Genomic DNA, 24,465 nt, shown 5'->3' with positions numbered 1-24,465 from the left:
ATGCAATAGCTTTGGTTAGGCAGCAAAGGATAATTGAAGATGGGCGAATTTTTGAGTGTCGAGCGGCGGGGCAAGATCGCGATCCTGACGATGATCAAGCCCGGAAGCATGAATGCGATCGGCACGCACGAGGACTGCCAGGACATTATCGACACGCTGCGCGACCTTGGCGAAGACCGCAGCGTCAGCGCGATCATCCTGACCGGTAGCGGCAAGGCGTTCAGCGCCGGCGGGAACCTCAAAGGCATGCAGGACCGCACCGGCATCGGCGTGCTCGACCAGCCCGATTCCACCCGCGCCAATTATCGCAAGGGCGTGCAGGCGGTGATCCGTGCGCTGATGGACTGCGAGGTGCCGATGATCGCGGCGGTCAACGGTCATGCGATCGGGCTCGGCGCCGACCTCGCCTGCACCTGCGACATTCGCATCGCGGCCGAGAGTGCCAAATTCGCGTGCAGTTTCATCAAGGTCGGGATCGTCCCGGGCGACGGCGGCGCCTGGCTGCTCCAGAAGATACTCGGCTACCCGCGCGCCGCCGAGCTGTTCCTGACCGGCGACCGCTTTGACGCCGCGCAGGCAAAGGAATATGGTCTGGTGACGGACGTCGTGCCCGATGCGGAGCTGCTCGACCGGGCGATCGCCATCGCCGAGCGGATCGTCTGCAACCCGCCCCGCGCGCTGCGCCTGACGAAGCGTTTGTTGCGCGAGGCGCAGCACAGCCGGATGAACGATATTTTGGAGTTGAGCGCAGCCTATCAGGCGATCGTCCACGAAACCGCGGATAACCGCGAGGCGATCAATGCGTTCGTCGAAAAGCGTCCCCCTATGTTTACAGGAGAATGACCATGCTCGCCGAGCGTGTCCTGCCGCTGTCCGGCATCCACAATTTCCGCGACTATGGCGGCTATGCCGTCGATGGCAACGGGCGGCTGCGCGATGGGATGCTGTGGCGATCGGCGCACCATGAGGCGGCGACCGACGAGGATCTGACCGCGCTCGACGCGCTGGGGCTCGAAACGGTCGTCGATCTTCGCGGCGACGACGAGCGCGAGCTGCATCCGTGCCGGCGGTCGGACAATTTCTCGGCGCGCGTGCTGTTCGCGGGCGGTGTGACTGCGGGGCTCGCGCCGCATCTGCAGGCGGCGGGCGGGACGATCGACGTCGCGACGGCGCGCGACCGGATGATCGATACCTATGCCGGCATGCCCTACCGCCCCGCGCTCGTCGCGACGCTGCGGCTCTATCTCGCCGCGCTGTCCGAATATGATGCGCCCAGCCTCGTCCATTGCGTCGCGGGCAAGGATCGCACGGGGTTCGCCGTCGCGATCGTCCACCGGCTGCTCGGCGTCCATGAGGACGATCTGATGCACGATTATCTGCTCACCAACACCGCGGGCAAGATCGAGGAACGCATCGCGCAGGGCGCGGCGCATATCCGATCGCGTTACGGCGCCGAGATTCACGACGATGCGATCCGCGCGCTGATGTCGGTCAATCCCTCCTATCTCGACGCCGCGCTCGCCACGGTGCGCCGCGACCATGGCGATATCCCGACCTATGCCGAGGCGGTGCTGAACTTCACGCCCGAGATGCGCGAGGCGATGCTCGACCGGCTGGTGGTCTAGGGGCTATTCGCCCCTCACCAGCACCCCGCCCTTCACCACCGCATCGACGCTTTCGAGCTGACGTACGTCGGTCAGCGGGTCGCCGTCGACCCCGACGATGTCGGCATAGCGGCCGACCGCGATCGCGCCGACGTCCTGCTCGCGGCCGAGCGCCTCGGCGGCGTTCTTCGTCGCGGCCTGGATCGCCTGCATCGGGGTCATCCCATATTCGACCATGACGCGGAACTGCTTGCCGACCTCGCCGTGCGGCATCACCCCGGCGTCGGAGCCGAACACCATGCGCACCCCGGCTTTCACCGCCTTGCGGAAATTGTCGCGCTGGATCTGCGCAATCTCGCGGTCCTTGCGCAGATTATCCTCGAGCACGCCGTTCTTCGCGCCTTCGGCCTGGGTATATTCGGTGTTGTAGATATCCATCGAGAACCACACCGGCCGCTTGCGCTGGGTAGCCATGCGGATGCCCTCGTCGTCGACCAGGCTGACATGCTCGATCGTGTCGATCCCCGCGGCGATCGCGGCGCGGATGCCTTCGGCGCCATGCGCGTGCGCGGCGACGCGCAGGCCCCATTGATGCGCCTCGTCGGCGATCGCGGCGAGCTCCTTTTCGGAAACCTGCAACTGCCCCGGTTCGGTGTTGCGCGAAAAGACCCCGCCGGTCGCGCACACCTTGATCACCTCGGCGCCATATTTGCGCTGGCGGCGGACCTGATAGCGCAGTTCGTCGGGCGTATCGCCGATGCCCTCTTCTTTGCCGTCCTCCCTTTCGAGGCTTGGCGGCAGAAAGGTGCTGTCGCAATGGCCGCCGGTGGCGCCCAGTGCATAGCCCGCGGGCACGATGCGCGGGCCGGTGGCATAGCCCGCGTCGATCGCCTGCTTGAGCCCGATATCGTTGCGGTCGCTCGACCCAAGGTTGCGCACGGTCGTAAAGCCCGCGCCGAGCATGTCGTTCGCATTCTTGACCGCGGTCATGCCCCAGAAGCTGTCGGTGAATTCGAGCCCGCGATAGCCGCCGATGTCGGCGGGGCCGTCGAGATGGACGTGCATGTCGATCAGGCCCGGCAGCAGCGTTCTGTCGCCAAGGTCGACATGTTTGACGTTCGATCCCCAGCGCACGGTGCGCGCATCGGCGATGTTCGTGATGCGGCCGTCGGCGCCGACGAAGATCGCGGGATTGTCGACCGTTTTGCCGGTCAGCACGTCGACGTAACGCGCGGCGGTGATGACGATCTGGCCGGCACTATCTTGCGCCTGCACCGGGAGCGCAGCGGCTCCGGCCAGCGCCGTCGAGACAAAGATGATTCCCCGCAGAAAACTGCCGAACTTTACTCGCGATTGCATGTTTTTCCCGCCCCTTTTCAGTGCCCGCAAAATGGATGGCAAAACGGGACTTAATAGGACAGCAGAATTTTCACGCGGCGGTGATTTTATGCCGTGCCAGATAGTCGTAACCGGGACGGCAGGCATCGGCGACCGCCCGCCCCTCCGCCGTCAGTTCAGGTTGCGGCTTGTCGGGCGGACCGAAGCCCGTACTTGACGCGACGGCATCGTACCAGTGCGAGGCCCAGACGCCATCCGTATCGTGGATTCCGGCCTTCCAGCGCAGCATCGCGGGGTCCCATGCGATGCCGAGCGCTGCGCACAGCTTCTGCAGCATCGCGGACGGATCGCGCAATATGTCGGCGCTGTCGATCACCGGCGGCGCGTGGCCCAGCCGGTCGGCCTCGCGGTCGAAAAATTCGACCTGCTTCGCGGTGCCGAGATGATCGGGGCGCACCGCAACGCGCTTTGCCGCATAGCTCGCGATCACGCGCGCGGGGTCGCGGATCAGGAAGGCGTGGCGCAGGCCGGGAAGATCGTCGTAGGCGATCGGGCCGACCATGTGGTGCGCCATATGCTTCTGGTACCAGAGCTTCGCGCCGGTCGGACAGGTGCCCGCCATGCTGCGCGCAACGCCGCCCCAGTCGCAGTCCATCGACGCCATGACCGCGTCCATCATCGGCTGCGGATCGCCGGTTTCCTTGAGATATGCGCCATAAAAGGGCTCGTCGCTGACGAAGCTGTCGGCGCGGCTGCCGAAACTGCGCATCATCGCGGTCGACAGATTGCGCGGCCCGGACCACATTGCGATCTTGAGCGGTTCCCCGCTCGGGGCGATCCTGAGCGGATCCCCGCTCGGGGCGATACGCACGCAGTCTGTCACGGCCGCGACCGCCCGGCAATGTCGCGCTCGATCAGCGCCTTGTAGAGGCTTTGCAGTCGTTCGACCATCGCCCTCCTTCCCTCGGTCAGCTTGCGCCCGTCGATCGTGTGCGCGGGCACGACGCCGGCGAAGGTGCCGGTAACGAACGCCTCATCGGCGCCATAGACGTCGGTGAGCGAGAAATTCTTCTCATAGACCGGAATGCCGTTTTCGCGGCAGATGCGGATGACATTGCCGCGCGTGATGCCGCCAAGGCAATAATCGCCGCTCGACGTCCATACCTCGCCCCCGCGCACGATGAAAAAATGCGTCGAATTGCACGTCGCGACGAAACCGTGCGGGTCGAGCATCAGCGCCTCGTCGGCGCCGGCCTGTGCCGCCTGGATGCACGCGGTGATGCAATTGAGCTTCGAATGCGAATTGAGCTTGGGGTCCTGTACTGCGGGGTCGCCGCGCCGGACATGGACGGTGAAAAGCGACAGCCCCTTCTCGACCGTCGCGGGGAGCGGATCCTTGTGCTCGGCGATGATTACGATCGTCGCGGGCGAGACGACAACGCGCGGGTCCTGATAGGGCGTCGAACGGATGCCGCGCGTCACCATCAGGCGGATATGGCAATAGTCCATGCCGTTCGCGTCGATCGTGTCGTAAAGGCGCCGTTCGAGCGCGTCGCGCGTGATCCCGATATCCATCGCGATCGCCTTTGCGCCTTCCCATAGCCGGTCCAGATGCTGGTCGAGAAACGCCATGCATCCTTTGTGAACGCGGATGCCCTCCCACACGCCGTCGCCGAGCATGAAGCCGCTGTCGAACACCGATACGCTTGCCTGTGCCCGAGGAACGAGGGTCCCGTTGACGTTGATCAGGATCGCGTCGTTGCGCGGATCGGGAATGAAATCGTGGGTACCTTGAGCCATGCCGCAAGGTTAGCCGTTGATCGCCGTCTGTCGAGAGGAAAGCCCGGCCCACCACGCACCGAGCAGCGCGAAGGCGCCGCCGAGCATCGTGCCGCCTGCGATGTCGCTCGCCCAATGGACGCCGAGCATGATGCGCGAGAAAGCGTTGAGGACGATCATCGTCGCGGCGAACGCCCAGGCAAAGGGGCGCCAGCGCGGCGGGGCGAGCCAGGCGAGGAGCAGATAGACGACCGCGGCGCTGGTCGCGTGGCCGCTCGGGTAGGAAAAGCTCGTCTGATGGTCGAGATGATCGATCAGATCGGGCCGCGCGCGGCCGAAGCCGAGCTTGAGCAAGCTCGACGCGAGGTTCGAAAGCAGCGACGCGCCGCCGAGCGCCACCGCGCAGCGCGGCCCGCACCAGTGCCAGACGAGCGCGCAGAGCAGGATGACGATGATCCAGCGCGGCGTGCCGCCGCCGATCCAGCTTGCGCCTTGCATGAAGGCAATGAAGGCGGGGTCGCTTTCGTCGATGCGCAGCGAGAGCAGGTGTGACACTTGCCAGTCGGCATCCTGCGTCCAGCCCGCGCCGACCGCAAAGCCGAGCGCGAGGACAGCGATGATCAGCGAAATCGCGGCAGGCACGTGCCTTTGCTTGCTGGCCCCCGTCACTACCCGCGTCATTGGCGGCGTCACGACCGGTCCCCCCTTGCCGTTCGCGCCGCCGATTGGCGCCAGCTGTCCAGATGGGCTGCGAAACGCCGTAAATGCTCCGCCCCGCCGTCGAAGTCATTGTCGATCAGGCACACCTCCTTCAACGAACCATCGACGCGGTAGCGAAGGTAAAGGCCGTGCCGTAGGCGGGCGCCGAGCTTCGCCGATGCGGGGCCATCGCCCGGCAGCCGGTCGGTGCGGTCGAAGAGCGCCTCGGCGATGGCATCGAGCGGCAGCGGGTTCGGCCGGGCGCCATAGCTCGGATGAAAGCGCAAGGCCCCGTTTTCGATCTTCACCGCCTCGCTTCGCATGAAGCCCCGGAGGCCGTGCCGGCCAACATAGAATAGGCAAACCCCGCCCGCGATCATCAGGAACGGGACCTTGAACGGCGCCAGCGGGTCGCGATGCGGCGCCGGCGCGGACAGTTCGATATCGGGCAGGCGGACGGTCCGCGGCGGGGCTTCGCGCTCGGCGTGCATCAGGCCGGAGACAGTGAAAGCGATCGCCGCCATCCCCAGGAAGAACAGCGCCTTGAGAACGCTGCCCGTCCGGGAGAAATGAAGGATCGACGGGTTCAAGCGCGCCTAGATATGCAGCGGACGTCCGAACGCGGTGAGCACGCCCTCGTGCATCGTCTCGCTGAGCGTCGGATGCGGGAAGACCGTGCCGATGAAATCATCCTCGACCAGCTCGGCGGTCTTGCCGATCGTATAGCCCTGAATGAGCTCGGTGACCTCGGCGCCGATCATATGCGCGCCGAGCAGCTCGCCGGTCTTCGCGTCGAACACGGTCTTGGTGAAGCCTTCGGACTCGCCCAGCGCAATCGCCTTGCCGTTGCCGATGAAGGGGAAGGTTCCGGCCTTGACCTCGTAACCCAGTTCCTTCGCCTTCGCCTCGGTCAACCCGACGCTGGCGATCTGCGGGCGGCAATAGGTGCAGCCGGGGATGTTGCGGACGTCCATCGCGTGCGGGTGATTGCCCGCGATCGCCTCGACCGCGATGATCGATTCGTGCATCGCCTTGTGCGCGAGCCACGGCGGCGCGGTGACGTCGCCGATCGCCCAGATACCGGGGACGTTGGTGCGGCACATCGCGTCGGTGTCGATATGGCCCTTGGTAGTTTTCACGCCCAAGGCCTCGAGCCCGATATTCTCGGTGTTCGGGACGATGCCGATCGCGACGATCGCGTGGCTGAACTCGGCGCTTTCGGTCTTGCCGTCCTTGGTCTTGATCTTTGCGGTGACGCCGGTCGCGGTCGCCTTCAATTCCTCGACGCCGGCGCCGGTAAAGATCGTCATGCCCTGCTTCTTGAGCTGCTTTTCGAGGAAGGCCGAGATGTCGGCATCCTCGACGGGCACGAGCCGGTCAAGCATTTCGACGACGGTAACTTCGGCGCCCATGTCGCTGTAGAAGCTCGCGAACTCGATGCCGATCGCGCCCGATCCGATGACGAGCAGCTTCTTGGGCATTTCGGGCGGGACGAGCGCGTGGCGATAGGTCCAGATGCGCTTGCCGTCGGCAGGCGCGAAGGGCAGATCGCGCGCGCGGGCGCCGGTCGCGACGATGATGTTCTTCGCGGTGAGGGTTTCGCTCCCCTTCTCGCCCTTCACTTCCAGCTTGCCCGGTGCGGTCAGCTTGCCTTCGCCCATATGGACGGTGATCTTGTGCTTCTTCATCAGGAAGGCGACGCCCTGGCTCAGCTGCTTGGCGACGCCGCGGCTGCGCTTCACCACCGCGTCGATATCGGCGCTGATCTGCTGGGCGATCAGGCCGTAATCGCCCGCATGCTGCATATAATGATAGATTTCGGCCGAGCGCAGCAGCGCCTTGGTCGGGATGCAGCCCCAATTGAGACAGATGCCGCCGAGATTCTCGCGCTCGACGATGGCCGTTTTCAGCCCCAGCTGCGCCGCGCGGATCGCCGCGACATAGCCGCCGGGGCCCGAGCCGAGGACGATGAGGTCGTAGTTTGTGTCAGCCATTATGGGCTCCTTCAAAAGCCCCCTCTCCCCTTGCGGGAGAGGGGTTGGGGTGTGGGGTCGGCGCGCGTCTGCGCGCCTGAAGAATCGATGACGTCCAATATGCTCGCAACGACGCCATCGCTGTTGGCGAGTATGTCGTTGTTCCAAAAGCGAAGGACGCGGAAACCCTGCGCGTTCAGATAGGCATCGCGTTCGATGTCGTAAGCATTTTTGCCATGCTGGCCGCCGTCGGCTTCAACGATCAGCCGATGCTCGAAGCAGATGAAGTCGACGATGTAGAGGTCATCGATCATCTCTTGGCGGCGCCATCTCAGACCTTCGAGCCGACCAGCGCGGAGGATCGACCAGAGCTTGCGTTCAGCATCGGTCGGGTTCGAGGGCATCTGGCGGGCACGGTCCAGCAACAGGGCTTTGCGGGCGAGGACTTCGGAGAGAGTCTTATGCGCCGCTGCCGCGGCGCGGACCCCACTCCCCAACCCCTCTCCCGCAAGGGGAGAGGGGCTAATGTTCCTCGCGGGCATTTTACGCCACCAGCCCCAGCGGGTTCTCCACCAGTTCCTTGAAGGTCTTCATCAACAGCGCGCCGTCGGCGCCGTCGATCGCGCGGTGGTCGAAGCTGCCGGTTGCCGACATGACGGTCGCGATCGCGAGCGCGTCGTCGACGACATAGGGCCGCTTCTCGCCCGCGCCGATCGCCATGATCATCGCCTGCGGCGGATTGATCACCGCGGTGAACTGCTTGATCCCCATCATCCCCATGTTCGAGATCGAGGCGGTGCCGCCCTGATATTCGTTTGGCTGGAGTTTGCCTTCCTTCGCCTTCGCGGCAAGCTCCGACATTTCGGTCGAGATTTTCGACATCGACTTGCCGCCCGCGTCGACGATGATCGGGGTGATCAGGCCGCCGGGGATGCTGACCGCGACCGAGATGTCGGCGCGGCTGTACTGGCGCATCACGTCGCCGCCGAAGCTGACGTTACACGAGGGCACGCGTTCGAGCGCGACGGCGAGCGCCTTGATCAGCATGTCGTTGACGCTGAGCTTGACGCCGCGGCTCTCGAGGCTGGCGTTGAGTTCGCCGCGCAGCTTCAAGAGCGCGTCGAGGCGGATGTCGACGGTGAGGTAGATATGCGGCGATTCCTGCATCGACTGGCTGAGGCGGCGCGCGATCGTCTTGCGCATGCCGCTGAGCTTCTCGTCCTCGTGCGGGATGCCGAAATCGGGGATCGCGCCGGCGGCTGCCGGGGCCGGAGCGGCCGCGGCGGGAGCCGGAGCGGCGGTTGTCGCGGCGGGGGCTGCGGCGCCCGCCGGGGCGCCTTCGAGGTCGGCCTTGACGATGCGGCCGCCCGGGCCGGTGCCGGTCACGCTCTTGAGGTCGATGCCCTGCTCGGCGGCGAGACGCTTGGCGAGCGGGCTCGCCTTGATACGGTCGCCCGATGCGGCGGGGGTGGCTGCCGGCGCGGGTGCCGGGGTCGGCGCTGGAGCCGCCGCCGTAGCAGCGGGTGCCGGCGCCGGGGCTTCGGCCTTCGGCTCGGCGGCGGGCGCAGGCGCAGCTTTCGCGCTTGACGCGTCCTCGCCCTCGCCCGCGATCGTCGCGATCACGGTGCCGACCTTCACATTGTCGGTGCCTTCGGTGACGAGAATCTGCGCAATCGTGCCTTCATCAACCGCCTCGAACTCCATCGTCGCCTTATCGGTCTCGATCTCGGCGAGCAAGTCGCCCGACTTGACCGTATCGCCCTCCTTCACCAGCCATTTGGCGAGGGTGCCCTCCTCCATCGTCGGCGAGAGAGCGGGCATTTTCAGTTCGATTGGCATGTCTAGGCTTGTCCCTGTCAGTCTTGCAGGCGGGGCCTGCCGCTACGGATTCTTCTTCGCCATAAGCCCTGTACCGATCAAGGTCCAGCGGGCCAGCTTGCGTTTCATACGAATGTGACGCACTCTTTGGGCCAAGCAAAAACACGAGGGGTCGGGGTGATGCGGACATATCTGGTGGTGATCGACGACAGCCCGGAGGCATCGCTGGCGCTGCGCTTCGCGGCGCGGCGCGCAGCGCGAACGGGCGGCGGCGTCACCGTGCTCGCGATCATCGCGCCGCACGATTTCGTAGCCTTTGGCGGCGTCCAGGCGACGATCGAAGCCGAAGCGCGCGAACATGCCGAGGAACTGACCGCCGCGGCTGCCGATGCCGTGGTGCAGGAAGCGGGCCTGACGCCGCAGATATTGATCAAGTCGGGAAAGCCCGTGGAGGTCGTGCGCGAATTGATCGGTGCGAGCGACGAGATCGCCGCGCTGGTCCTTGCGACGGCGCCGTCGGGAGCGCCCGGGCCGCTGGTCGCGCATTTCACCGGACAGGATGCGGGAACCCTCCCCTGTCCGGTGATGCTGGTGCCGGGCGGGATCGATATCGCCCGGCTCGATGCGCTGAGTTAGGCGGCCGCGACACGCGGCGTCGCCACCGCTTTCCATTCGAGGATCGCGAAACCGAGCACGCCAAAGGCCTGCGCGACGACGACCGCGATGCCGATGCCGGTCATTCCGGCGGCAAAACTCGCGACCACCGCGAAGCTCGCCGCGACCCAACCGAGATTGCCAAGCGCTATCAGCTTGACCAGCGCGGCGTGCGGCACCTTCTGCAGCGCGGCAACGACCATCAGCAGCGCGGCGGCGAGGCAGATCCAGCCGCCGATCGCGACGATATTGGCTGGCAGACCGAGCAGCGCGCCGACCGGCGCCGCGGCGAGCAGGCCGATGGCGAAGACGCCCGTGCAGGTGACGGCGTCGGCGATGAGGATATTCTTGAGATTGCGGATCGACATAGTGATTCTCCTTTCGACCCGCCCCAATTGGACCGCGAATGGAATGGCGTCGATTACGCCCGAGGTAATGGAAAAACCGAAGCCAGGGGTATAGCGGACGTTACGAAGGAGAATGATGATGAAGCCCGCAGCCCTTGGCGAACAGCTCCGCGAATGGCGCGTCCGGCGCCGGATGAGCCAGATGGACCTCGCGCTCGACAGCGAGATTTCGACCCGGCATCTGAGCTTCATCGAGACGGGCCGCTCGAAACCGAGCGCGGCGATGCTGCAGCGGCTCGCCGATTGCCTCGAGGTGCCGCACCGCGCGCGCAACGCGCTGCTGCTCGCGGGCGGTTATGCCCCCGACTATCAGGAGCGACCGCTCGACAGCCCCGAAATGGCGGGAATGCGGGCGATCGTCGAGCATGTGCTGAAAGGGCACGAGCCCTATCCCGCGCTCGCGGTCGATCGCCACTGGAACATGGTCGCGGCGAACGCCGCCGTCGCGCTGCTCATGCAACTCGTGGCGCCCGAATTGCTCGAGCCGCCGGTCAATGTGCTGCGCGTCGCGATGCACCCCAATGGGCTCGCGCCGCATATCGTCAACCATGGCGAATGGCGTGCGCATCTCCTCGAACGGCTCGATCATCAGATCGATGCGAGCGCCGATGCTGGATTGATCGCACTGCGCGAGGAACTCGCGGGCTATGGCGGCGGCACCCACGCGCATGACGGCAGCGCGGCGAACGGGATCGCGGTGCCGCTGATCCTGGACACGCCGATGGGGCAGGTCCGCTTCGTGTCGACGGTGACGATCTTCGGCACGCCGGTCGATATCACCCTGTCGGAACTGGCCATCGAGGCGTTCTTCCCGGCCGACGCGGAGAGCGCGGCTCTGTTGCAGGCGATGGCTGCGGCCTGAACTACCGTTTCCGTCCTTTGTGCTTGATATTCGCCGGGCGCCCCCGCTTGCCGACCATATGCTTGCCCGCCCTATCTTTCCCGGCGCCCTTGCCGGTCTTCTTCACCCCGTCGCGGCGCGGCGACCGATTCCGGAAGCCGCCCTCGGGCGCATCGGGCAGTTCGAAGCGCAGCGCGCCGCTGATCGGATTGGCGTCGAGCAATCTGAGCTCGATCCGCTGTCCGACCGTATAGCTTACGCGCCCATGTTCGCTGTCGAGCGTCCGCGCCGCTTCGTCGTAGAAGAAGCGTTCGCTGCCCAAGGTCGAGACCGGCACGAGCCCGTCGCCGCCGAGCCCGTCGACGGTCGCGAAAAAGCCGAAGGGCTGGACCCCGGTGATGCGCGCGACGAGTATCTCGCCCGTTTTGGTCGCGAGGTAAGCCGCGACATAGCGGTCGACGGTCTCGCGCTCGGCCTCCATCGCGCGGCGTTCGAGCGCGCTGATCGTCTCGCCGATGCGCGACAGTCCCTTGGCGTCGGCCTCGCCCAGCCCGGTGCGCGCGGGCAGACCCTTGGGCTTGCCCGGCACTTCGAGGCGATAGCTGTCGACGAGCGCGCGGTGGACGATCAGGTCGGCGTAGCGGCGGATTGGCGAAGTGAAATGTGCATAAGAGCCGAGCGCGAGGCCGAAATGACCCGCGTTGGCGGGGCCATAATAGGCCTGCGTCTGGCTCCGCAGGATCGCCTGCATGATCTCGGGCAGCCGGTCGTCCTCCGAAAATCCATCGATCAGGCGGTTAAACACCGCAGGGGTGATCACCTGCCCGAGCGCGAAGCTCTGCTCGAAGGTTTCGAGATAATCCTTGAGGCTCACGAGCTTCTCGCGGCTCGGCGGTTCGTGGATGCGGTACATCACCGGCGATTTCTTCGCCTCGAGCGCCTTCGCCGCCGCGACGTTCGCCGCGATCATATAATCCTCGATCAGCCGCATCGAATCGAGCCGATCGCGGACGCGAATTTCCGCGATGCCTCCCTGCTCGTCGAGAATGACCTGACGTTCGGGCAGGTCGAGATCGAGCGGCGCGCGGGCGGCGCGAGCCTTTGCGAGGAGCGCCCAGCACGCCCAAAGATTTTTGAGCGTCGGGAGCACATCGGCGTCCCACTCCTCGCGCGGCGCGTCGGCGTCATAGGCCGCCTGCGCATGTTCATAGGCGATGTTCGCGCGCAGCCGCACCAACGCGCGGGCGAAACGCCATGACGTCACCTTGCCATGCCTGTCGATGACAAGATGGCACGCCATCGCAGCACGGTCTTGCCCCGCTTTCAGCGAGCAGACGCCCGCCGATAATGTTTCGGGAAGCATCGGCACGACCCGGTCGGGGAAATAGACGCTGTTGCCGCGTCGCCGCGCTTCGCGGTCGAGCGCGCCGTCGGGGCGGACATAGAAGCTGACGTCGGCGATCGCGACGATCGCGCGAAAGCCGCCCTTGTTGCCGGGGTCCTCGTCGAGGATCGCCCAGACGGCATCGTCATGGTCGCGCGCGTCGATGGGATCGATGGCGACGATCGGCAGCTCGCGCAGATCCTCGCGCCCGTCGGGGGTGAGCGGAAGTTTCGCTGCCGTCCCGGCCTCGGCGAGCGTTTCGCCGTCGAAGACGTGCGGAATCTCATGCCGCGCGATCGCGATCATGCTCAGCGACTTCGGCGCGAAGGGATCGCCGATACGGTCGATGACCTTCGCCTTGGTCGCCGGCCCGCGCCCCGTCAGTTCGGCGCGCACCAGATCGCCGATTTCGGCATCGCCCTTGTCGGCGACCGCGAAGTCGAAGCGCGCGCGCTTGTCGGCGGGACGCAGCCAGACCATCGGCTTGCCGCCGGGCGACTTGTCCTCGACGAGCACCCCGATCACCATCTCTGCGCTCGCCTGCAGCCGCTTCATCGGATGCGCGACATGGCCGCTGCCGCGTTCCTCGGTGCGCGCGAGGATGCGGTCGCCGACGCCGAGCGCGCCCCCCGTACGTTTCGGGCGTCCCTGCTCCATCACGCGCAGCCGCGGCGCGGGACCGGCGCCTTCCCAGCGTTCGGGCACCGCCCAGACATTGCTGCCCTCGATCGCCGCGACGCGCAGCACGGTTACGCGCGGCAAGCCGCCATGTTTGTGAAAGGCGCGGCCCGGCGCCAGATCGACGAGCCCCTCGTCGGTCATATCCCTGAGCAACGCCTTCAGCGCGATCTTGTCATTGCCGTGGAGCGCGAAATGCTTCGCGATCTCGCGTTTGCCGACGGGCTGGTCGGACGCCGTAATGAAGTCGAGGATCTGCTCACTGGTCGGCAGGCCGGGGGCTATATTCGAACGTTTTTTCATTGGTCCAAGGCTATAAGCGCGCCGGGCGCCTTTACCAAGCGATAGCGCGCGATCGGACGATGTCAGCCATAGGCGATCCAGCGCCCCGATGCGCCCGCCGCGAGCCAGAGGAGCAGCGATGCGCCGGCCATTATCCGCGCCGGACGGGGCACGCTGTCGGCCCAGCGCGCCATGTGCGGGTTCCATATCCGTCGAAAAACGGCGGCGTTTGCCAACGCCGCTGCGATAAGGAGCAATTTTCGTTCGAAAATGGCCGATCGCGCCAGCGCCGCGCCGTCGGCGGCGAACAATATCGAGCCGCTGGCCATCATCAGGACCAGCCCCGCGACGGCAACCCGCGTCAGAGCGCGCGACAGTTCCGCCATCGGCAGGCTGCGCCAAAGACCAATAACCCGCAAATCGACGACGCCGATTCCGCCGACCAGCATGACGAGGCCCAGCAGATGCAGCGTATTGGCAACGGGATAGACCAGCGCCGATCCGCGCGCCCATGGCCCGACGCCGATCGTATCGAGCCACGCCGCGGCGGCGGTCAGGACAGGCTCCACGCTGCCCGCCTCAGCGAAGCTCGACCGTTTTCTTGCCGATCATCACGCGCTCGATCCGCATTTCGGGCGCGCCGTCGCGCCGGAGATAACCGGTCAGGCGAAAGCGTTTGCCGGGCTCGATCTCGGCGCGCGTCAGTCCGCGTGCCTCCATGCGGCCGACCGGCGCCAGGATGACGTCCCAGACCTTGCCCTTCCAGCGCATCTTCGCGCTGCCGTGCGGGTTTCCCCACGACAATTCGGTGAATGACGCGGTCAAGGTGACCGGCTTGGTCTCGTCATAGGACGACCAGCCATGATGGGCCGCGGCGGGGAGCGCGGCCAAGGCCAGCGTCGTTGCCGCGATCAGCAGGGGGTAGCGCATCGACAGTCTCCTTCGAGCCCCTCGGCGTGAAGGCTAAAGACCCGCAGCCCTCGGTGCAAGAGCGTCGGGCTCAGTAAGTTCGCCCGATCAGCACCCGCTCGACCGCGGGTTCGCCGGTGAAGAAGCAGGCGCCGTCCGCCGGCGCGGCATCGAGCGGCGTGTTACGCATCGTCAGCTTGAGCGCCTTCAACTGCTCGACGATCTTGTCGAGCGCCGCCCCGCTGGGGCGCGACCATTGCACCTCGGCCCAGCCGACGAACTTGTCATCGCCCGCGAAATGCGCCTTCAAGTCGGTGACGTCGCGGCGGATGTTGCTGTGCAGCCGCCCGCGCGCTTCGGCATGAAGGCTCGACTGGATGTCCTGAAGCGTCGCAACCGCCTCGGCGATGAAATCGCCCTTTGCGACGAACGCCGAGTTGAGCTTGCCGTCATCCTTGTAGAGCCGGTCGCGGCGGATCACCGCGACATTGCCGCCCGCGACGTCGCGCGGGCCGACCTCGACGATGATCGGCGCGCCCTTCTTGACCCAGCCCCAGCGTTTGGTCTGCGCCTTGTTCGCGCCGGTGTCGAACAGCACGCGCACGGGTTCGCGGAACGCGTCGAGCGTCTTCAGCTGCGTTTCGAGGTCGCGGCAATAGTCGAGGATCGCGGCATCCTCGTCATTGTCGCGCAGCATCGGCACGATCACGATCTGGTGCGGCGCGATGCGCGGCGGACAGCGCAGCCCGTCGTCGTCGCCGTGCGTCATGATCACGCCGCCGATCATGCGCGTCGAGGTGCCCCAACTCGTCGTGTGACAGAGGCTGTGACCCCCGTCCTTGTCCTGATAGCGGATGTTCGCGGCTTCGGCGAAGCCGGTGCCCAGATAATGCGAGGTGCCGGCCTGGAGCGCCTTTCCGTCTTGCATCATCGCTTCGATCGAATAGGTCGCGACGGCGCCCGGGAAACGCTCATTCTCGGGCTTCTCGCCCGCGATCACCGGCATCGCCAGCACATCCTCGGCAAAGGCGCGGTACATTTCGAGCGCGCGCAGCGTTTCGGCCATCGCGTCATCCCTGTCGGCGTGCGCGGTATGACCTTCCTGCCACAGGAATTCGCTGGTGCGCAGGAACATTCGCGTGCGCATTTCCCAGCGGACGACGTTGGCCCATTGATTGACCTTCAGCGGCAGGTCGCGCCAGCTCTGCACCCAGCGGCTCATCGCCGAACCGATCACCGTTTCGGAAGTCGGACGAACGATCAGCGGCTCCTCGAGCTTCGCTTCCGGATCGGGGACGAGCTTGCCCTTCCCGTCCGCGATCAGCCGGTGGTGGGTGACGACCGCCATTTCCTTTGCGAAACCATCGACATGGTCGGCTTCCTTTTCAAAGAAGCTCAACGGAATGAAGAGTGGGAAATAGGCGTTCTGGACGCCGGCGTCCTTGATCGCGGCGTCCATCACCGTCTGGATACGTTCCCAGATGCCATAGCCCCACGGCTTGATCACCATGCAGCCGCGCACGCCCGATTCCTCGGCGAGGTCGGCTTCGGCAATGACATCCTGATACCAGGCCGCGAAGTCGGCCTGACGGGTTACGCTGAGCGCATGCTTGATCATCTGTCCTGTTTTCTGTGCTTGGGAGCCGGGAGAGCGGCCCCCGTTATTTCTTGGCGAGCTCAGCCTTGAGCTCGGCGATTTCGGCTTTCAGCGCGGCGATCTCGGTATCCTTCGCCTTGCTGCCCGCAGCACCTGGCATGAAAGCCCCCGCCGCCTGCTGGAACATTTCCATATTGCGGCGGGTGAGTTCGGCGAGCGGGTTCGCGCCGAGCGCCCCTTCGAACGCCGAACGGACGTCCTGCTGGTTCTTGCGGAACGCCGTCATCGAGGCTTCGAGATATTGCGGGACCATCGACTGCATCTTGTCGCCGTACATGCCGATCAGGTGGCGCAGGAAATTGACCGGCAGCAGCGTTTCGCCGCGCGTTTCCTCGTCCATGATGATCTGGGTCAGCACATTATGCGTGATGTCTTCGCCGCTTTTCGCATCGACGACGCGAAAATCGCGGCCATCGCGGACCATCGTCCCCAGATCGTCGAGTGTGATGTAGCAGCTGCGTTCGGTATCGTAGAGCCGCCGGTTGGCGTATTTCTTGATCGTGACGACATCGTCTTCCGCCGTCCCCTTGGACTTCGCCATTTTCACCCGCGCTCCCTGCACGCCCGGAACCTGGCGACCGCGCCGCACCGGACAGGCTGCCGCATTAGCATCAAATTATGATGCGTCGCAACATGCGCCGCCGTTCGCTGCGAGTCGTGGCGGCGCGCGCGCCGCCAGGCTGAACAGCGGCCGCTCGAGTCTTGCGGCGCCGGACCTCACCCCATGACAAAGGCTGGAAAGAAATTTAGTTTCTGCTGCAACGAGAAATCTGAAATATTGCTCTGTACGGAGGGCCAAGTGCGCTCGTTCATGTCGCGCGAGGCAAAGCATATTATCCGCGGCTTATTGCCGTTTCGCGACTCCGGTGTTGCGCAAATGTCACAAACGTCCTGTCATAAATCGCCTGCGTCGGGAAATCGCTACGGAAGGCTTGTGCTCGGATTTCTTTTCGGTCTTTCTGCTGCGTAATCCGTTCAACTTGTTTTTTGAACGGACAACCGGGGAGTTATCAATGAACAAGTCGCACCTGTTTCGGGGTGCTGCTGCCTTTGCAGTGGCCATATCGGTGAGCCAGCCCGTGCTGGCGCAGGACACCGCTCCGGCGGACACCGCCGAAGCAACCGATGATAATACCGAACGCTCGATCGTCGTCACCGGCTCGCGCATCGTGCGCCCGACGCTGGAATCGTCCGTTCCGCTTACGTCGGTAGACGTCGGCGAGTTGACCGACACCGGCGACATCTCGCTGGGCGACGCGCTCAATGACCTGCCGTCGCTGCGTTCGACCTTCAGTCAGGGCAACTCGACGCGCTTCATCGGGACCGCTGGCCTGAACATCCTTGACCTTCGCGGCCTTGGAACCGCCCGTACGCTGGTGCTCGTCAACGGCAAGCGCCACATCACGGCGTCGCCGGGCGACTATCTGGTCGACGTGAACACCATTCCGGTCGATCTGCTTGAACGCGTAGACATCGTTACCGGCGGCAATTCGGCGATTTACGGTTCCGATGCAGTCGCGGGCGTTGTGAACTTCATTACGAAGCGCGACTTCGAAGGTATCAACCTCCGCGCCCAGGGCGGCCTCTCGTCGCGCGGCGACCGCGGCAACGTCTTTGTCAGCGGCACCTTCGGCAAAAACTTCGCCGATGGCCGCGGCAACATCGCGATTTCGGCCGAATATGCAGAACAGACGCCGCTCTATTTCAGCGACCGCGACGCCCTGACGGGCGCTTATTCGGGTCGCTGTCAGTTCCAGACCGTCGAACCGACCGGCAGTGAGCCCGGTGGCTCGGACGGCATCACCGACACGGAGTTTTTCTGCGGCGTCAAAAATGGCTCGATTTCGGACGGCGGCACGCTCGGCCGTGTCGGTCGGGGGCAATATCTGCGCTTCAACTCGGTGGGCGACCTGTTCGTCGACGTTCCCGATGGCGATTTCGAAGCCGGCGGTTCCGCTAACATCCTTGGCGGACAGGGGTCGACGCTGCGCAACACCGGGCAGCTTGCCGCGGGCGTAAAGCGTTATGCCTTCAACCTGCTGGCCCATTATGATGTGAGCGACGCCTTCCGTCCCTTCATCGAGGCCAAATATGTTCGTGTCGATGCGCTGCAGGAAGGTCAGCCCAGCTTCTTCCAAGGATCGCTGGCGAATTTCTTCGCGCTGACGCAGGAACAGTTCGACGCGATCCCCGAACTGCGCTGCGACAACCCCTTCCTGACGTCACAGGCTTTCGGCACCCTGTCCGCCTATGGCGTTTGCGGTGCGACGCCGGATGCGACCGAGTTCACCATTTCCCGCTTCAACACCGACTTCGGTGGTCGCGGCGAAAAGCACAAACGCGAAACCTATCGCGTTGTAGGCGGCGTCGAGGGGACGTTCAACGACGACTGGGGTTATGAAATCGCCCTGAATTATGGCCGCTTTGAATCCAAGATGGATTCGCTGAACAATCTGGTGCTGTTCGACGAACAGGGCAACCTTGACGGCTTCCTGCTCGCCATTGACGCGGTACAGAATACGTCGGGCCAGATCGTTTGCCGCGTGAACGCCGATGCGGACCCGACCAATGATCGCCCGGATTGCGTTCCGATCAACGTGTTCGGCAGCGGGGCGCCTTCGCAGGCGGCTCTCGACTTCGTGAACACCAAGGCGAAGCGCGTCGAAAAGGCTGAAGAGTTCGTCGCAACGGCCAGCGTTTCCGGCGATCTGTCGCAGCTGTTCGAACTTCCCGGCGGTCCGATCGGTTTTGCACTCGGCGCCGAATATCGCGAAGAAACGGCATCGTCGGTTTATGACGCGCTGACGGCCAGCGGCGGTACGTTCCTGAACGCCATCCAGCCGTTCACGCCGTCAAAGCTGTCGGTGAAGGAAGCCTTTGGCGAAGTGAGTATTCCGCTGCTCGCCAATGTTCCGCTCGCTGAAGAACTGACGATCGGTGCGGCGGCCCGCGTCTCCGACTATAATACGTCGGCGGGCACGGTCTGGGCTTACAACGTCCAGGGTCTGTACGCGCCGATCCCTGACGTTCGTTTCCGCGCGGCCTATGCAAAGTCGGTTCGTACACCGACGCAGAGCGACCTGTTCTCGCCGCTCAGCCAGAACTTCGCTCAGTTGACCGACCCGTGCGACACCTCGTTCATCAGCAACAACCCGAACCGCGCGGCCAATTGCGCCGCCGCCGGGGTCCCGACAGTGTTCGACGCGGCTGCGGCCGCAGCGTGCGCCGGGTCGGGCGTGCCGGAAGACCAGCGCGAAGAGGGCGATCCGTGGGTGAACTGCCTTGCCCGCACCTCGTCGACCAGCTTCCTTTCGGGCGGCAACCCCACCCTGCTGAACGAAATCGGCAAGAGCCTGACGATCGGCGCGGTGTTCGAACCCAGCTTCCTGCCGGGTTTCAACTTCACGGTCGACTATTACAAGATCAAAGTCGAAAGCCTGATCGCGGCTCTTGGTGCACAGACGATCATCAATCTGTGCTATGACAGCCCGGACGGCATCAACAACCAGTTCTGTTCGACGGTGAACCGCCAGTCGACCGGCTTCTTCGATCAGCAGGCCGGTGCGGTCATTTCGGGCGGCGTCAACTTCGCCGCGCAAAAGACCGAAGGCATCGACTTCGACGTCGCCTATCGCCGGACGTTCGACAATGGTCATCGTCTGTCGTTCCGCGCGATCGCGACTTATCTGATCCGCCTCGACAACTACACCGATCCGTTGAACCCGGCGAACCCGAACCGCCAGATGAGCGAACTGGGCGATCCACGCTGGGCCGCGAACGCGAGCATCAACTACGATTTTGGCGATCTCGACCTCAGCTGGTCGGTGCGGTACATCGGCAAACAGACGATCGGAACTTAGGAAGCGCAGAACCCCTATAAGGGTGCCTGCCCGGCCAACGGCACGATCCCTGGCGGCGGCAGCTGCACACCGGGGAACATTGTGACGCTTCCGCCGCAGAACGCTGATCAGTTCCCGCAGGTCTATTATCCGGACGCATTTTATCACAATTTCCGGGCGAATCTGGAAATCGACAAGAAGTTCAACTTCTATGTCGGCATCGACAATGTGTTCGACAAGCTCCCGCCGCTCGGCTTGCTCGGTACCGCTGGCGGTGATCCGTTCGACAGCTTTGGTCGCTACTTCTATGCGGGCATCAAGGCCAGCTGGTAAGCCAATCGAGCTTCATGAAAATCGACCGCCTTCCTTTGGGAAGGCGGTCTTTTTTTGTTTGATTTTCCTTTTGCAACGCTCGCTCTAAATCCAACGCCTCTCGAACCGCGGCCCCAGCCCCGTCAGCAGCTCATATTGCGACAGGCCGCTGCGAGCGGAGGTCGATGGGAGGTCATAATCGAGCGTGAGCCAGTTGCCTTCCTGGAGTTCGTCCACCTCGCTGGCGTCGAAGGCGGTCAGATCCATCGATACGCGGCCGATGAGCGGTAGCGGGCGCGACCGCCACGTGGCCGAGCCCGATCCGGCATGGCAGCGTAGATAGCCGTCGGCATAGCCCAAGTTCGCAATTACGACCCGGCTATCCTGCCTCGCGGTCCAGGTTGCGCCATAGCCGACCGTCTCGCCAGCAAACACGTCGCGCACCTGGAGGGCGCGCACTTCAGGGAACACGACCTGCCGGATATGCCCCCCGGCTTCGCCGCGGGGTGTGCCGCCATAGAGCGCTATGCCGGGGCGCGTCAGGTCGAACGCATAGTCGGCGCCGAGGCAGATGCCCGCGCTGTTCGCGAGGCTGTAGCGCCGGGCGGGAACCGCCTGCCGGACGCTGTGGAACGCTGCCAGTTGCAGCGCATTCTGTTCACTGTCCTCGTCGGCCGAGGCGAGATGGCTGAGCAGGGTGCCGATATTCAGGCCGTCGAGCGCGCCGCCGATCGCTTCCTCTACGCGAAGCCCGAGGCGGTTCATGCCCGTATCGATCATCACATCGCACGGGCGCCCCTCCCCCGCTTCGCGCCAGCGCGCGATCTGTTCGAGGCTGCCGAGCACCGGGCGCGCCGGGAGCGTGCGCGCCGCGATCATGTCGCTCGCGCCGACGCCGTGGAGGACCGAGAGCGACACGCCTTCGGGCAAGGGCATCAGCGCGGCGGCTTCGGTCCAGGTCGCGACGAAAAAGTCGCGGCATCCCGCAGCGGAAAGATGTCGCATCACCTCGCGCGCGCCAAGACCGTAAGCATCGGCCTTGATCGCCGCGCCGCACGCCGCCGGACCGCTCTGCTGGGCGAGCCAGCGCCAGTTGGCGACGAGGGCTTCGGATGAAAGGCGAAGGCGAAGCGGCGAGGGAATGGCAATCATTCCTTCGCCCCTATACGGCTTGGCTGCCTCCGCCAATGGGGGCGATCATAGGGCCGGCCTGTCCCATTGCCCCTCGACCGGGTCCTTCAGCATGAAGGCCGTGACGAGGAAGGCGACGAGAACGACGACCCAGGTGTACCAGAGCCCGGCATAGGCATTGCCGGTCTTCGCGACGATGAAACTCGCGATCAGCGGCAGGAAGCCCCCGAAATAGCCGGTTCCGAGATGATAGGGGATCGACAGCGACGAATAGCGGACGTGCGGCGGGAACATCTCCGACAGCAGCGCCGCGACCGGGCCATAAGTGAAACCCGACAGCGCGCTGAGGCCGAGCAGCGCGAGGAAGATGACGACGCCGCCGCCGGCGTTCGGGATCTGCTTGGCGAAATCATAGCCCATCGCTTCGAGCGCGGGCTGGAGCAATTCGGGGTCCTCGCTCGCGACCTCGCGGTTTCCGATGCGGATCTTGACGCTGTCGAAGCCGCTGCCGGTCTCGGCGATCGTATAGGGCACGCCGAGTTTCGTGAGTTCGCCGAGCGTGCGGCCGCACGCGGTCGCCTGCTGCTGCGCGAACGGGTCGAAGCTGCATTGCGAACCCGTCACGGTCACCGGCGCGCGCTCGGCGGCGGCCGAGAGCGCGGGATTGCCGACGCTGCCCATCCACCAGAAGAGCGGGAAGAGCAGCACCAGCGTCGCGGCATAACCCCAGACGATCGGTTTCTTGCGGCCTATCCGGTCGGAGAGTTTGCCGGCCCAGATGAAAAAGCCCATGCCGAGTGCGGCGGCAAGGCCGACGATGATCTCGGCGGCGGTATCCTCGACCTTCATCGGTCCTTTCAGGAACGACAGGCCCGAGAACATCGCGGTGTACCAGATAACCGTCAGGCCCGCGGCGATGCCGAACAGCGCAATGAAGATGCGGCGCGGATTGCCGGGATAGGTGAAGCTTTCCTTGAGCGGGTTCTTGGCCAGCTCGCCCTCCTTCTTCATCGCCTGAAACACCGGGCTTTCGGACAGCTTGAGCCGCATCCACAGCGAAATGGCGAGCAGGATCAGCGACAGCAGGAAAGGCACGCGCCAGCCCCAGCTTTCCCAAACGGCATCGGGCATCAGCGCCTTGCAGCCGAGCACGACGATCAGGCTGAGCACGAAACCGCCGACGACGCTTGCCTGAATGAAGCTGGTGTAAAAGCCGCGCTTTCCGGGCGGCGAATGTTCGGCGACATAGATCGCCGCGCCGCCATATTCGCCGCCGAGCGCGAGGCCCTGCAGCACGCGGAGCAGGATGACGATGATCGGCGCCGCAATGCCGATCGTCGCCGCCGACGGGATCATACCGACCCCCGCGGTCGCGATACCCATCAGCGTAACGGTGACGAGGAAGGTATATTTGCGCCCGAGCCGGTCGCCGAGAAAGCCGAACAGCACCGCGCCCAGCGGGCGGAAACCGAAACCGACCGCGAACCCCGCCCAGACGAGCAATATTTCGAGCGTCGCATTGTCGCTGGGGAAAAAGGCCTTGCCGATGATCGCCGCGAGCGTGCCGTAGATGAAGAAATCATACCATTCGAACACCGTGCCCGCCGACGAAGCGGCGATGACCATGCGGATGTCTTTCGCGGTCGGCTGATAGTCCGCGCCATGGTCGGCGACGGCGGCTGCGTCGGTCATACACTCTCCCCTGCCCCGGTTTCGTCGGCGGGGCTTTGCGCCATCTCTAACGGGCGCCGGACGGTGCGCAAGCCTTCTTGGCGTAGCGTCATTCCGGTGGCAGACTGGACGCCATGCAGTTCATCGACCTATCGATCCCGATCACCAACGATGTCGTCTCCGACCCGCCGGTGATGCGCCCCAACATCACCTATATGACGCATGAGAATACGTGGGAGCAGATCGCGATGTTCTTTCCGGGGCTGACGAAGGATGACCTGCCCGACGGCGAAGGCTGGGCGGTCGAGATGCTGTCATTGAGCACGCATAACGGCACGCATATGGATGCGCCCTGGCATTATCATTCGACAACCGACAGCGGCGCCTCGCCCGCCCCGTCGATCGACGAAGCGCCGCTCGACCTCTTCTTCCGTCCCGGAGTGAAGCTCGACTTTTCGGATCGCCCGCACGGCCATGTGGTGAGCGGTGCCGAGGTCGAGGCCGAACTCGCACGGATCGGCCACGATCTCCAGCCGCTCGACATCGTGCTTGTCCAGTCGGGCGCGATCTATGGCACCGACAATTTTACCGATCAGGGTTGCGGCATGGGCGCCGAGGCGACGCTCTATCTGACGGAACGCGGCGTGCAGGTGGTCGGCACCGATGCGTGGAGCTGGGACGCGCCGTTCAGTCACACCGCGCGACGCTGGGCCGAAACGCGCGATCCGTCGATTATCTGGGAAGGCCACAAGGCGGGGCGTATTCGGCCCTATTACCAGATCGAGAAGCTCACCAACCTCGCCGCGATCCCGGCGACGGGTTTCACCTTCAGCTGCTTTCCGGTGAAGATCGAGCGCGCGAGCGCCGGGTGGATCAGGGCGGTGGCGTTGGTGGAGGCTGGGCGCAACGACTGATCGCGACCGATAGTTGCCATCAAATCCTCCCTGTGGCGAAGCCATGGAGAGGTGGCAGCGCGAAGCGCTGACGGAGGGGCTCATGACGCAGCGTCGTAGCCCCTCCACCGCGCCCTACGGGCGCGGTCCCCCTCCCCATCGCTTCGCGACAGGGAGGACTAAACGTCCGCTCCCCACCCCGAAGCGGAACACGCAATATCCCGCTAGAACAATCGCGAGCCGTTCGGCACCCCCTGATCGGGCGCAAACAGGATCACCGCACCCTCTTCATCGGCAAAACCAAGCGTCAGAACCTCGGACATGAACTTGCCGATCTGGCGCGGCGGAAAATTGACCACGGCTGCGACCTGCCGCCCCGCAAGCTCCTCCAGCGCATAGCGGTCGAGGATCTGCGCGCTGCTCTTCTTCACCCCGATCGCGGGGCCGAAGTCGATCTTCAGCTTGAACGCCGGCTTGCGCGCCTCGGGAAAAGGCTCGGCGTCGACGATCGTGCCGATGCGGATATCGACGCGGAGGAAATCGTCGAAGGTGATTTCCTCCGCTGCCGGTGCGCCCCGCTCGTGATCGACGTGCAC

Annotated in this window: 24 protein-coding genes; 7 read left to right on the top strand and 17 right to left on the bottom strand. The window is 64.7% G+C overall.

All coding sequences use genetic code 11. The features are described from left to right. The first annotated feature begins 39 nt into the window (after nucleotides 1-39). Nucleotides 40-843 carry a crotonase/enoyl-CoA hydratase family protein gene (locus tag OVY29_RS05735; RefSeq protein ID WP_037558033.1) on the top strand — a complete coding sequence of 268 codons (804 nt, stop codon included), beginning with the start codon at nucleotides 40-42 and terminating at the stop codon, nucleotides 841-843. Between the two features lie 2 nt (nucleotides 844-845). After that, complete coding sequence (locus tag OVY29_RS05730; RefSeq protein WP_037558032.1) at nucleotides 846-1,625, top strand: tyrosine-protein phosphatase; 780 nt, start codon at nucleotides 846-848, stop codon at nucleotides 1,623-1,625. A gap of 3 nt (nucleotides 1,626-1,628) precedes the next feature. Here OVY29_RS05730 and OVY29_RS05725 read toward each other — a convergent pair whose 3' ends face one another. The 8 genes from OVY29_RS05725 to OVY29_RS05690 form a co-directional block, all read right to left on the bottom strand. Continuing rightward, nucleotides 1,629-2,963, bottom strand: coding sequence for a metal-dependent hydrolase family protein (locus OVY29_RS05725; protein ID WP_037558029.1), 1,335 nt, complete (start codon nucleotides 2,961-2,963; stop codon nucleotides 1,629-1,631). 70 nt (nucleotides 2,964-3,033) lie between these two features. Continuing rightward, nucleotides 3,034-3,747, bottom strand: a complete 714-nt coding sequence (locus tag OVY29_RS05720) for a hypothetical protein (RefSeq protein WP_037558027.1) — start codon at nucleotides 3,745-3,747, stop codon at nucleotides 3,034-3,036. Between the two features lie 74 nt (nucleotides 3,748-3,821). Continuing rightward, complete coding sequence (locus tag OVY29_RS05715) at nucleotides 3,822-4,742, bottom strand: aminotransferase class IV (protein ID WP_037558025.1); 921 nt, start codon at nucleotides 4,740-4,742, stop codon at nucleotides 3,822-3,824. A gap of 9 nt (nucleotides 4,743-4,751) precedes the next feature. Continuing rightward, nucleotides 4,752-5,363, bottom strand: a complete 612-nt coding sequence (locus tag OVY29_RS05710; RefSeq protein WP_052182529.1) for a phosphatase PAP2 family protein — start codon at nucleotides 5,361-5,363, stop codon at nucleotides 4,752-4,754. Between the two features lie 47 nt (nucleotides 5,364-5,410). Then, nucleotides 5,411-6,010: a hypothetical protein gene (locus OVY29_RS05705; protein ID WP_037558023.1), complete on the bottom strand. Its 600-nt coding sequence runs from the start codon at nucleotides 6,008-6,010 to the stop codon at nucleotides 5,411-5,413. Nucleotides 6,011-6,016: 6 nt separating this feature from the next. Beyond that, complete coding sequence (lpdA, locus tag OVY29_RS05700; protein WP_037558021.1) at nucleotides 6,017-7,414, bottom strand: dihydrolipoyl dehydrogenase; 1,398 nt, start codon at nucleotides 7,412-7,414, stop codon at nucleotides 6,017-6,019. Between the two features lie 11 nt (nucleotides 7,415-7,425). Beyond that, nucleotides 7,426-7,890 carry a DUF559 domain-containing protein gene (locus tag OVY29_RS05695; RefSeq protein WP_313911105.1) on the bottom strand — a complete coding sequence of 155 codons (465 nt, stop codon included), beginning with the start codon at nucleotides 7,888-7,890 and terminating at the stop codon, nucleotides 7,426-7,428. A gap of 46 nt (nucleotides 7,891-7,936) precedes the next feature. After that, nucleotides 7,937-9,232 (bottom strand): pyruvate dehydrogenase complex dihydrolipoamide acetyltransferase, encoded by a 1,296-nt coding sequence (locus OVY29_RS05690; RefSeq protein WP_037558018.1) that lies wholly within the window; start codon nucleotides 9,230-9,232, stop codon nucleotides 7,937-7,939. Between the two features lie 159 nt (nucleotides 9,233-9,391). Here OVY29_RS05690 and OVY29_RS05685 point away from each other — a divergent pair, with 159 nt between their 5' ends. Further along, nucleotides 9,392-9,847: a universal stress protein gene (locus OVY29_RS05685; protein ID WP_037558017.1), complete on the top strand. Its 456-nt coding sequence runs from the start codon at nucleotides 9,392-9,394 to the stop codon at nucleotides 9,845-9,847. Here OVY29_RS05685 and OVY29_RS05680 read toward each other — a convergent pair. After that, the gene (locus OVY29_RS05680; RefSeq protein ID WP_037558015.1) at nucleotides 9,844-10,233 is read right to left on the bottom strand and encodes a hypothetical protein; all 390 of its coding nucleotides are present in this window, start codon (nucleotides 10,231-10,233) and stop codon (nucleotides 9,844-9,846) included. The genes OVY29_RS05685 and OVY29_RS05680 overlap by 4 nt on opposite strands. Before the next feature lie 118 nt (nucleotides 10,234-10,351). On the opposite strand from OVY29_RS05680, the gene OVY29_RS05675 reads away from it, so the two are divergent. Beyond that, on the top strand, nucleotides 10,352-11,134 hold the full coding sequence (locus OVY29_RS05675; protein WP_037558184.1) for a helix-turn-helix domain-containing protein: 783 nt from the start codon (nucleotides 10,352-10,354) through the stop codon (nucleotides 11,132-11,134). Nucleotide 11,135: 1 nt separating this feature from the next. Here OVY29_RS05675 and OVY29_RS05670 read toward each other — a convergent pair whose 3' ends face one another. The 5 genes from OVY29_RS05670 to phaR form a co-directional block, all read right to left on the bottom strand. After that, on the bottom strand, nucleotides 11,136-13,478 hold the full coding sequence (locus tag OVY29_RS05670; RefSeq protein WP_037558013.1) for a ribonuclease R family protein: 2,343 nt from the start codon (nucleotides 13,476-13,478) through the stop codon (nucleotides 11,136-11,138). Between the two features lie 62 nt (nucleotides 13,479-13,540). After that, complete coding sequence (locus OVY29_RS05665) at nucleotides 13,541-14,026, bottom strand: DUF6644 family protein (RefSeq protein ID WP_037558011.1); 486 nt, start codon at nucleotides 14,024-14,026, stop codon at nucleotides 13,541-13,543. Between the two features lie 10 nt (nucleotides 14,027-14,036). Next, nucleotides 14,037-14,387, bottom strand: coding sequence for a DUF6152 family protein (locus OVY29_RS05660; protein WP_037558009.1), 351 nt, complete (start codon nucleotides 14,385-14,387; stop codon nucleotides 14,037-14,039). Nucleotides 14,388-14,457: 70 nt separating this feature from the next. Continuing rightward, nucleotides 14,458-15,984, bottom strand: a complete 1,527-nt coding sequence (gene proS / locus OVY29_RS05655; RefSeq protein ID WP_037558006.1) for a proline--tRNA ligase — start codon at nucleotides 15,982-15,984, stop codon at nucleotides 14,458-14,460. A gap of 43 nt (nucleotides 15,985-16,027) precedes the next feature. Beyond that, nucleotides 16,028-16,564 (bottom strand): polyhydroxyalkanoate synthesis repressor PhaR, encoded by a 537-nt coding sequence (gene phaR, locus OVY29_RS05650; RefSeq protein ID WP_037558004.1) that lies wholly within the window; start codon nucleotides 16,562-16,564, stop codon nucleotides 16,028-16,030. A gap of 472 nt (nucleotides 16,565-17,036) precedes the next feature. Here phaR and OVY29_RS05645 point away from each other — a divergent pair, with 472 nt between their 5' ends. Both OVY29_RS05645 and OVY29_RS05640 read left to right on the top strand, forming a co-directional pair. Beyond that, nucleotides 17,037-19,883 carry a TonB-dependent receptor domain-containing protein gene (locus OVY29_RS05645; RefSeq protein ID WP_313911104.1) on the top strand — a complete coding sequence of 949 codons (2,847 nt, stop codon included), beginning with the start codon at nucleotides 17,037-17,039 and terminating at the stop codon, nucleotides 19,881-19,883. Nucleotides 19,884-19,964: 81 nt separating this feature from the next. Continuing rightward, nucleotides 19,965-20,195 carry a hypothetical protein gene (locus tag OVY29_RS05640; protein WP_313911103.1) on the top strand — a complete coding sequence of 77 codons (231 nt, stop codon included), beginning with the start codon at nucleotides 19,965-19,967 and terminating at the stop codon, nucleotides 20,193-20,195. Nucleotides 20,196-20,279: 84 nt separating this feature from the next. Here the strand turns inward: OVY29_RS05640 and alr are convergent, their stop codons facing one another. Then, nucleotides 20,280-21,326, bottom strand: a complete 1,047-nt coding sequence (gene alr / locus OVY29_RS05635) for an alanine racemase (RefSeq protein WP_037558000.1) — start codon at nucleotides 21,324-21,326, stop codon at nucleotides 20,280-20,282. Nucleotides 21,327-21,371: 45 nt separating this feature from the next. Continuing rightward, nucleotides 21,372-22,997 (bottom strand): MFS transporter, encoded by a 1,626-nt coding sequence (locus OVY29_RS05630; RefSeq protein WP_313911102.1) that lies wholly within the window; start codon nucleotides 22,995-22,997, stop codon nucleotides 21,372-21,374. 113 nt (nucleotides 22,998-23,110) lie between these two features. Here OVY29_RS05630 and OVY29_RS05625 point away from each other — a divergent pair, with 113 nt between their 5' ends. Continuing rightward, on the top strand, nucleotides 23,111-23,890 hold the full coding sequence (locus tag OVY29_RS05625; RefSeq protein ID WP_037555772.1) for a cyclase family protein: 780 nt from the start codon (nucleotides 23,111-23,113) through the stop codon (nucleotides 23,888-23,890). A gap of 203 nt (nucleotides 23,891-24,093) precedes the next feature. Here the strand turns inward: OVY29_RS05625 and OVY29_RS05620 are convergent, their stop codons facing one another. After that, nucleotides 24,094-24,465: a tRNA-binding protein gene (locus OVY29_RS05620; RefSeq protein ID WP_037555771.1), complete on the bottom strand. Its 372-nt coding sequence runs from the start codon at nucleotides 24,463-24,465 to the stop codon at nucleotides 24,094-24,096.

The organism is Sphingopyxis sp. SE2 (assembly GCF_032227185.1).
Taxonomy (GTDB): domain Bacteria; phylum Pseudomonadota; class Alphaproteobacteria; order Sphingomonadales; family Sphingomonadaceae; genus Sphingopyxis.
This window is presented reverse-complemented; position numbering and strand designations above follow the sequence as displayed.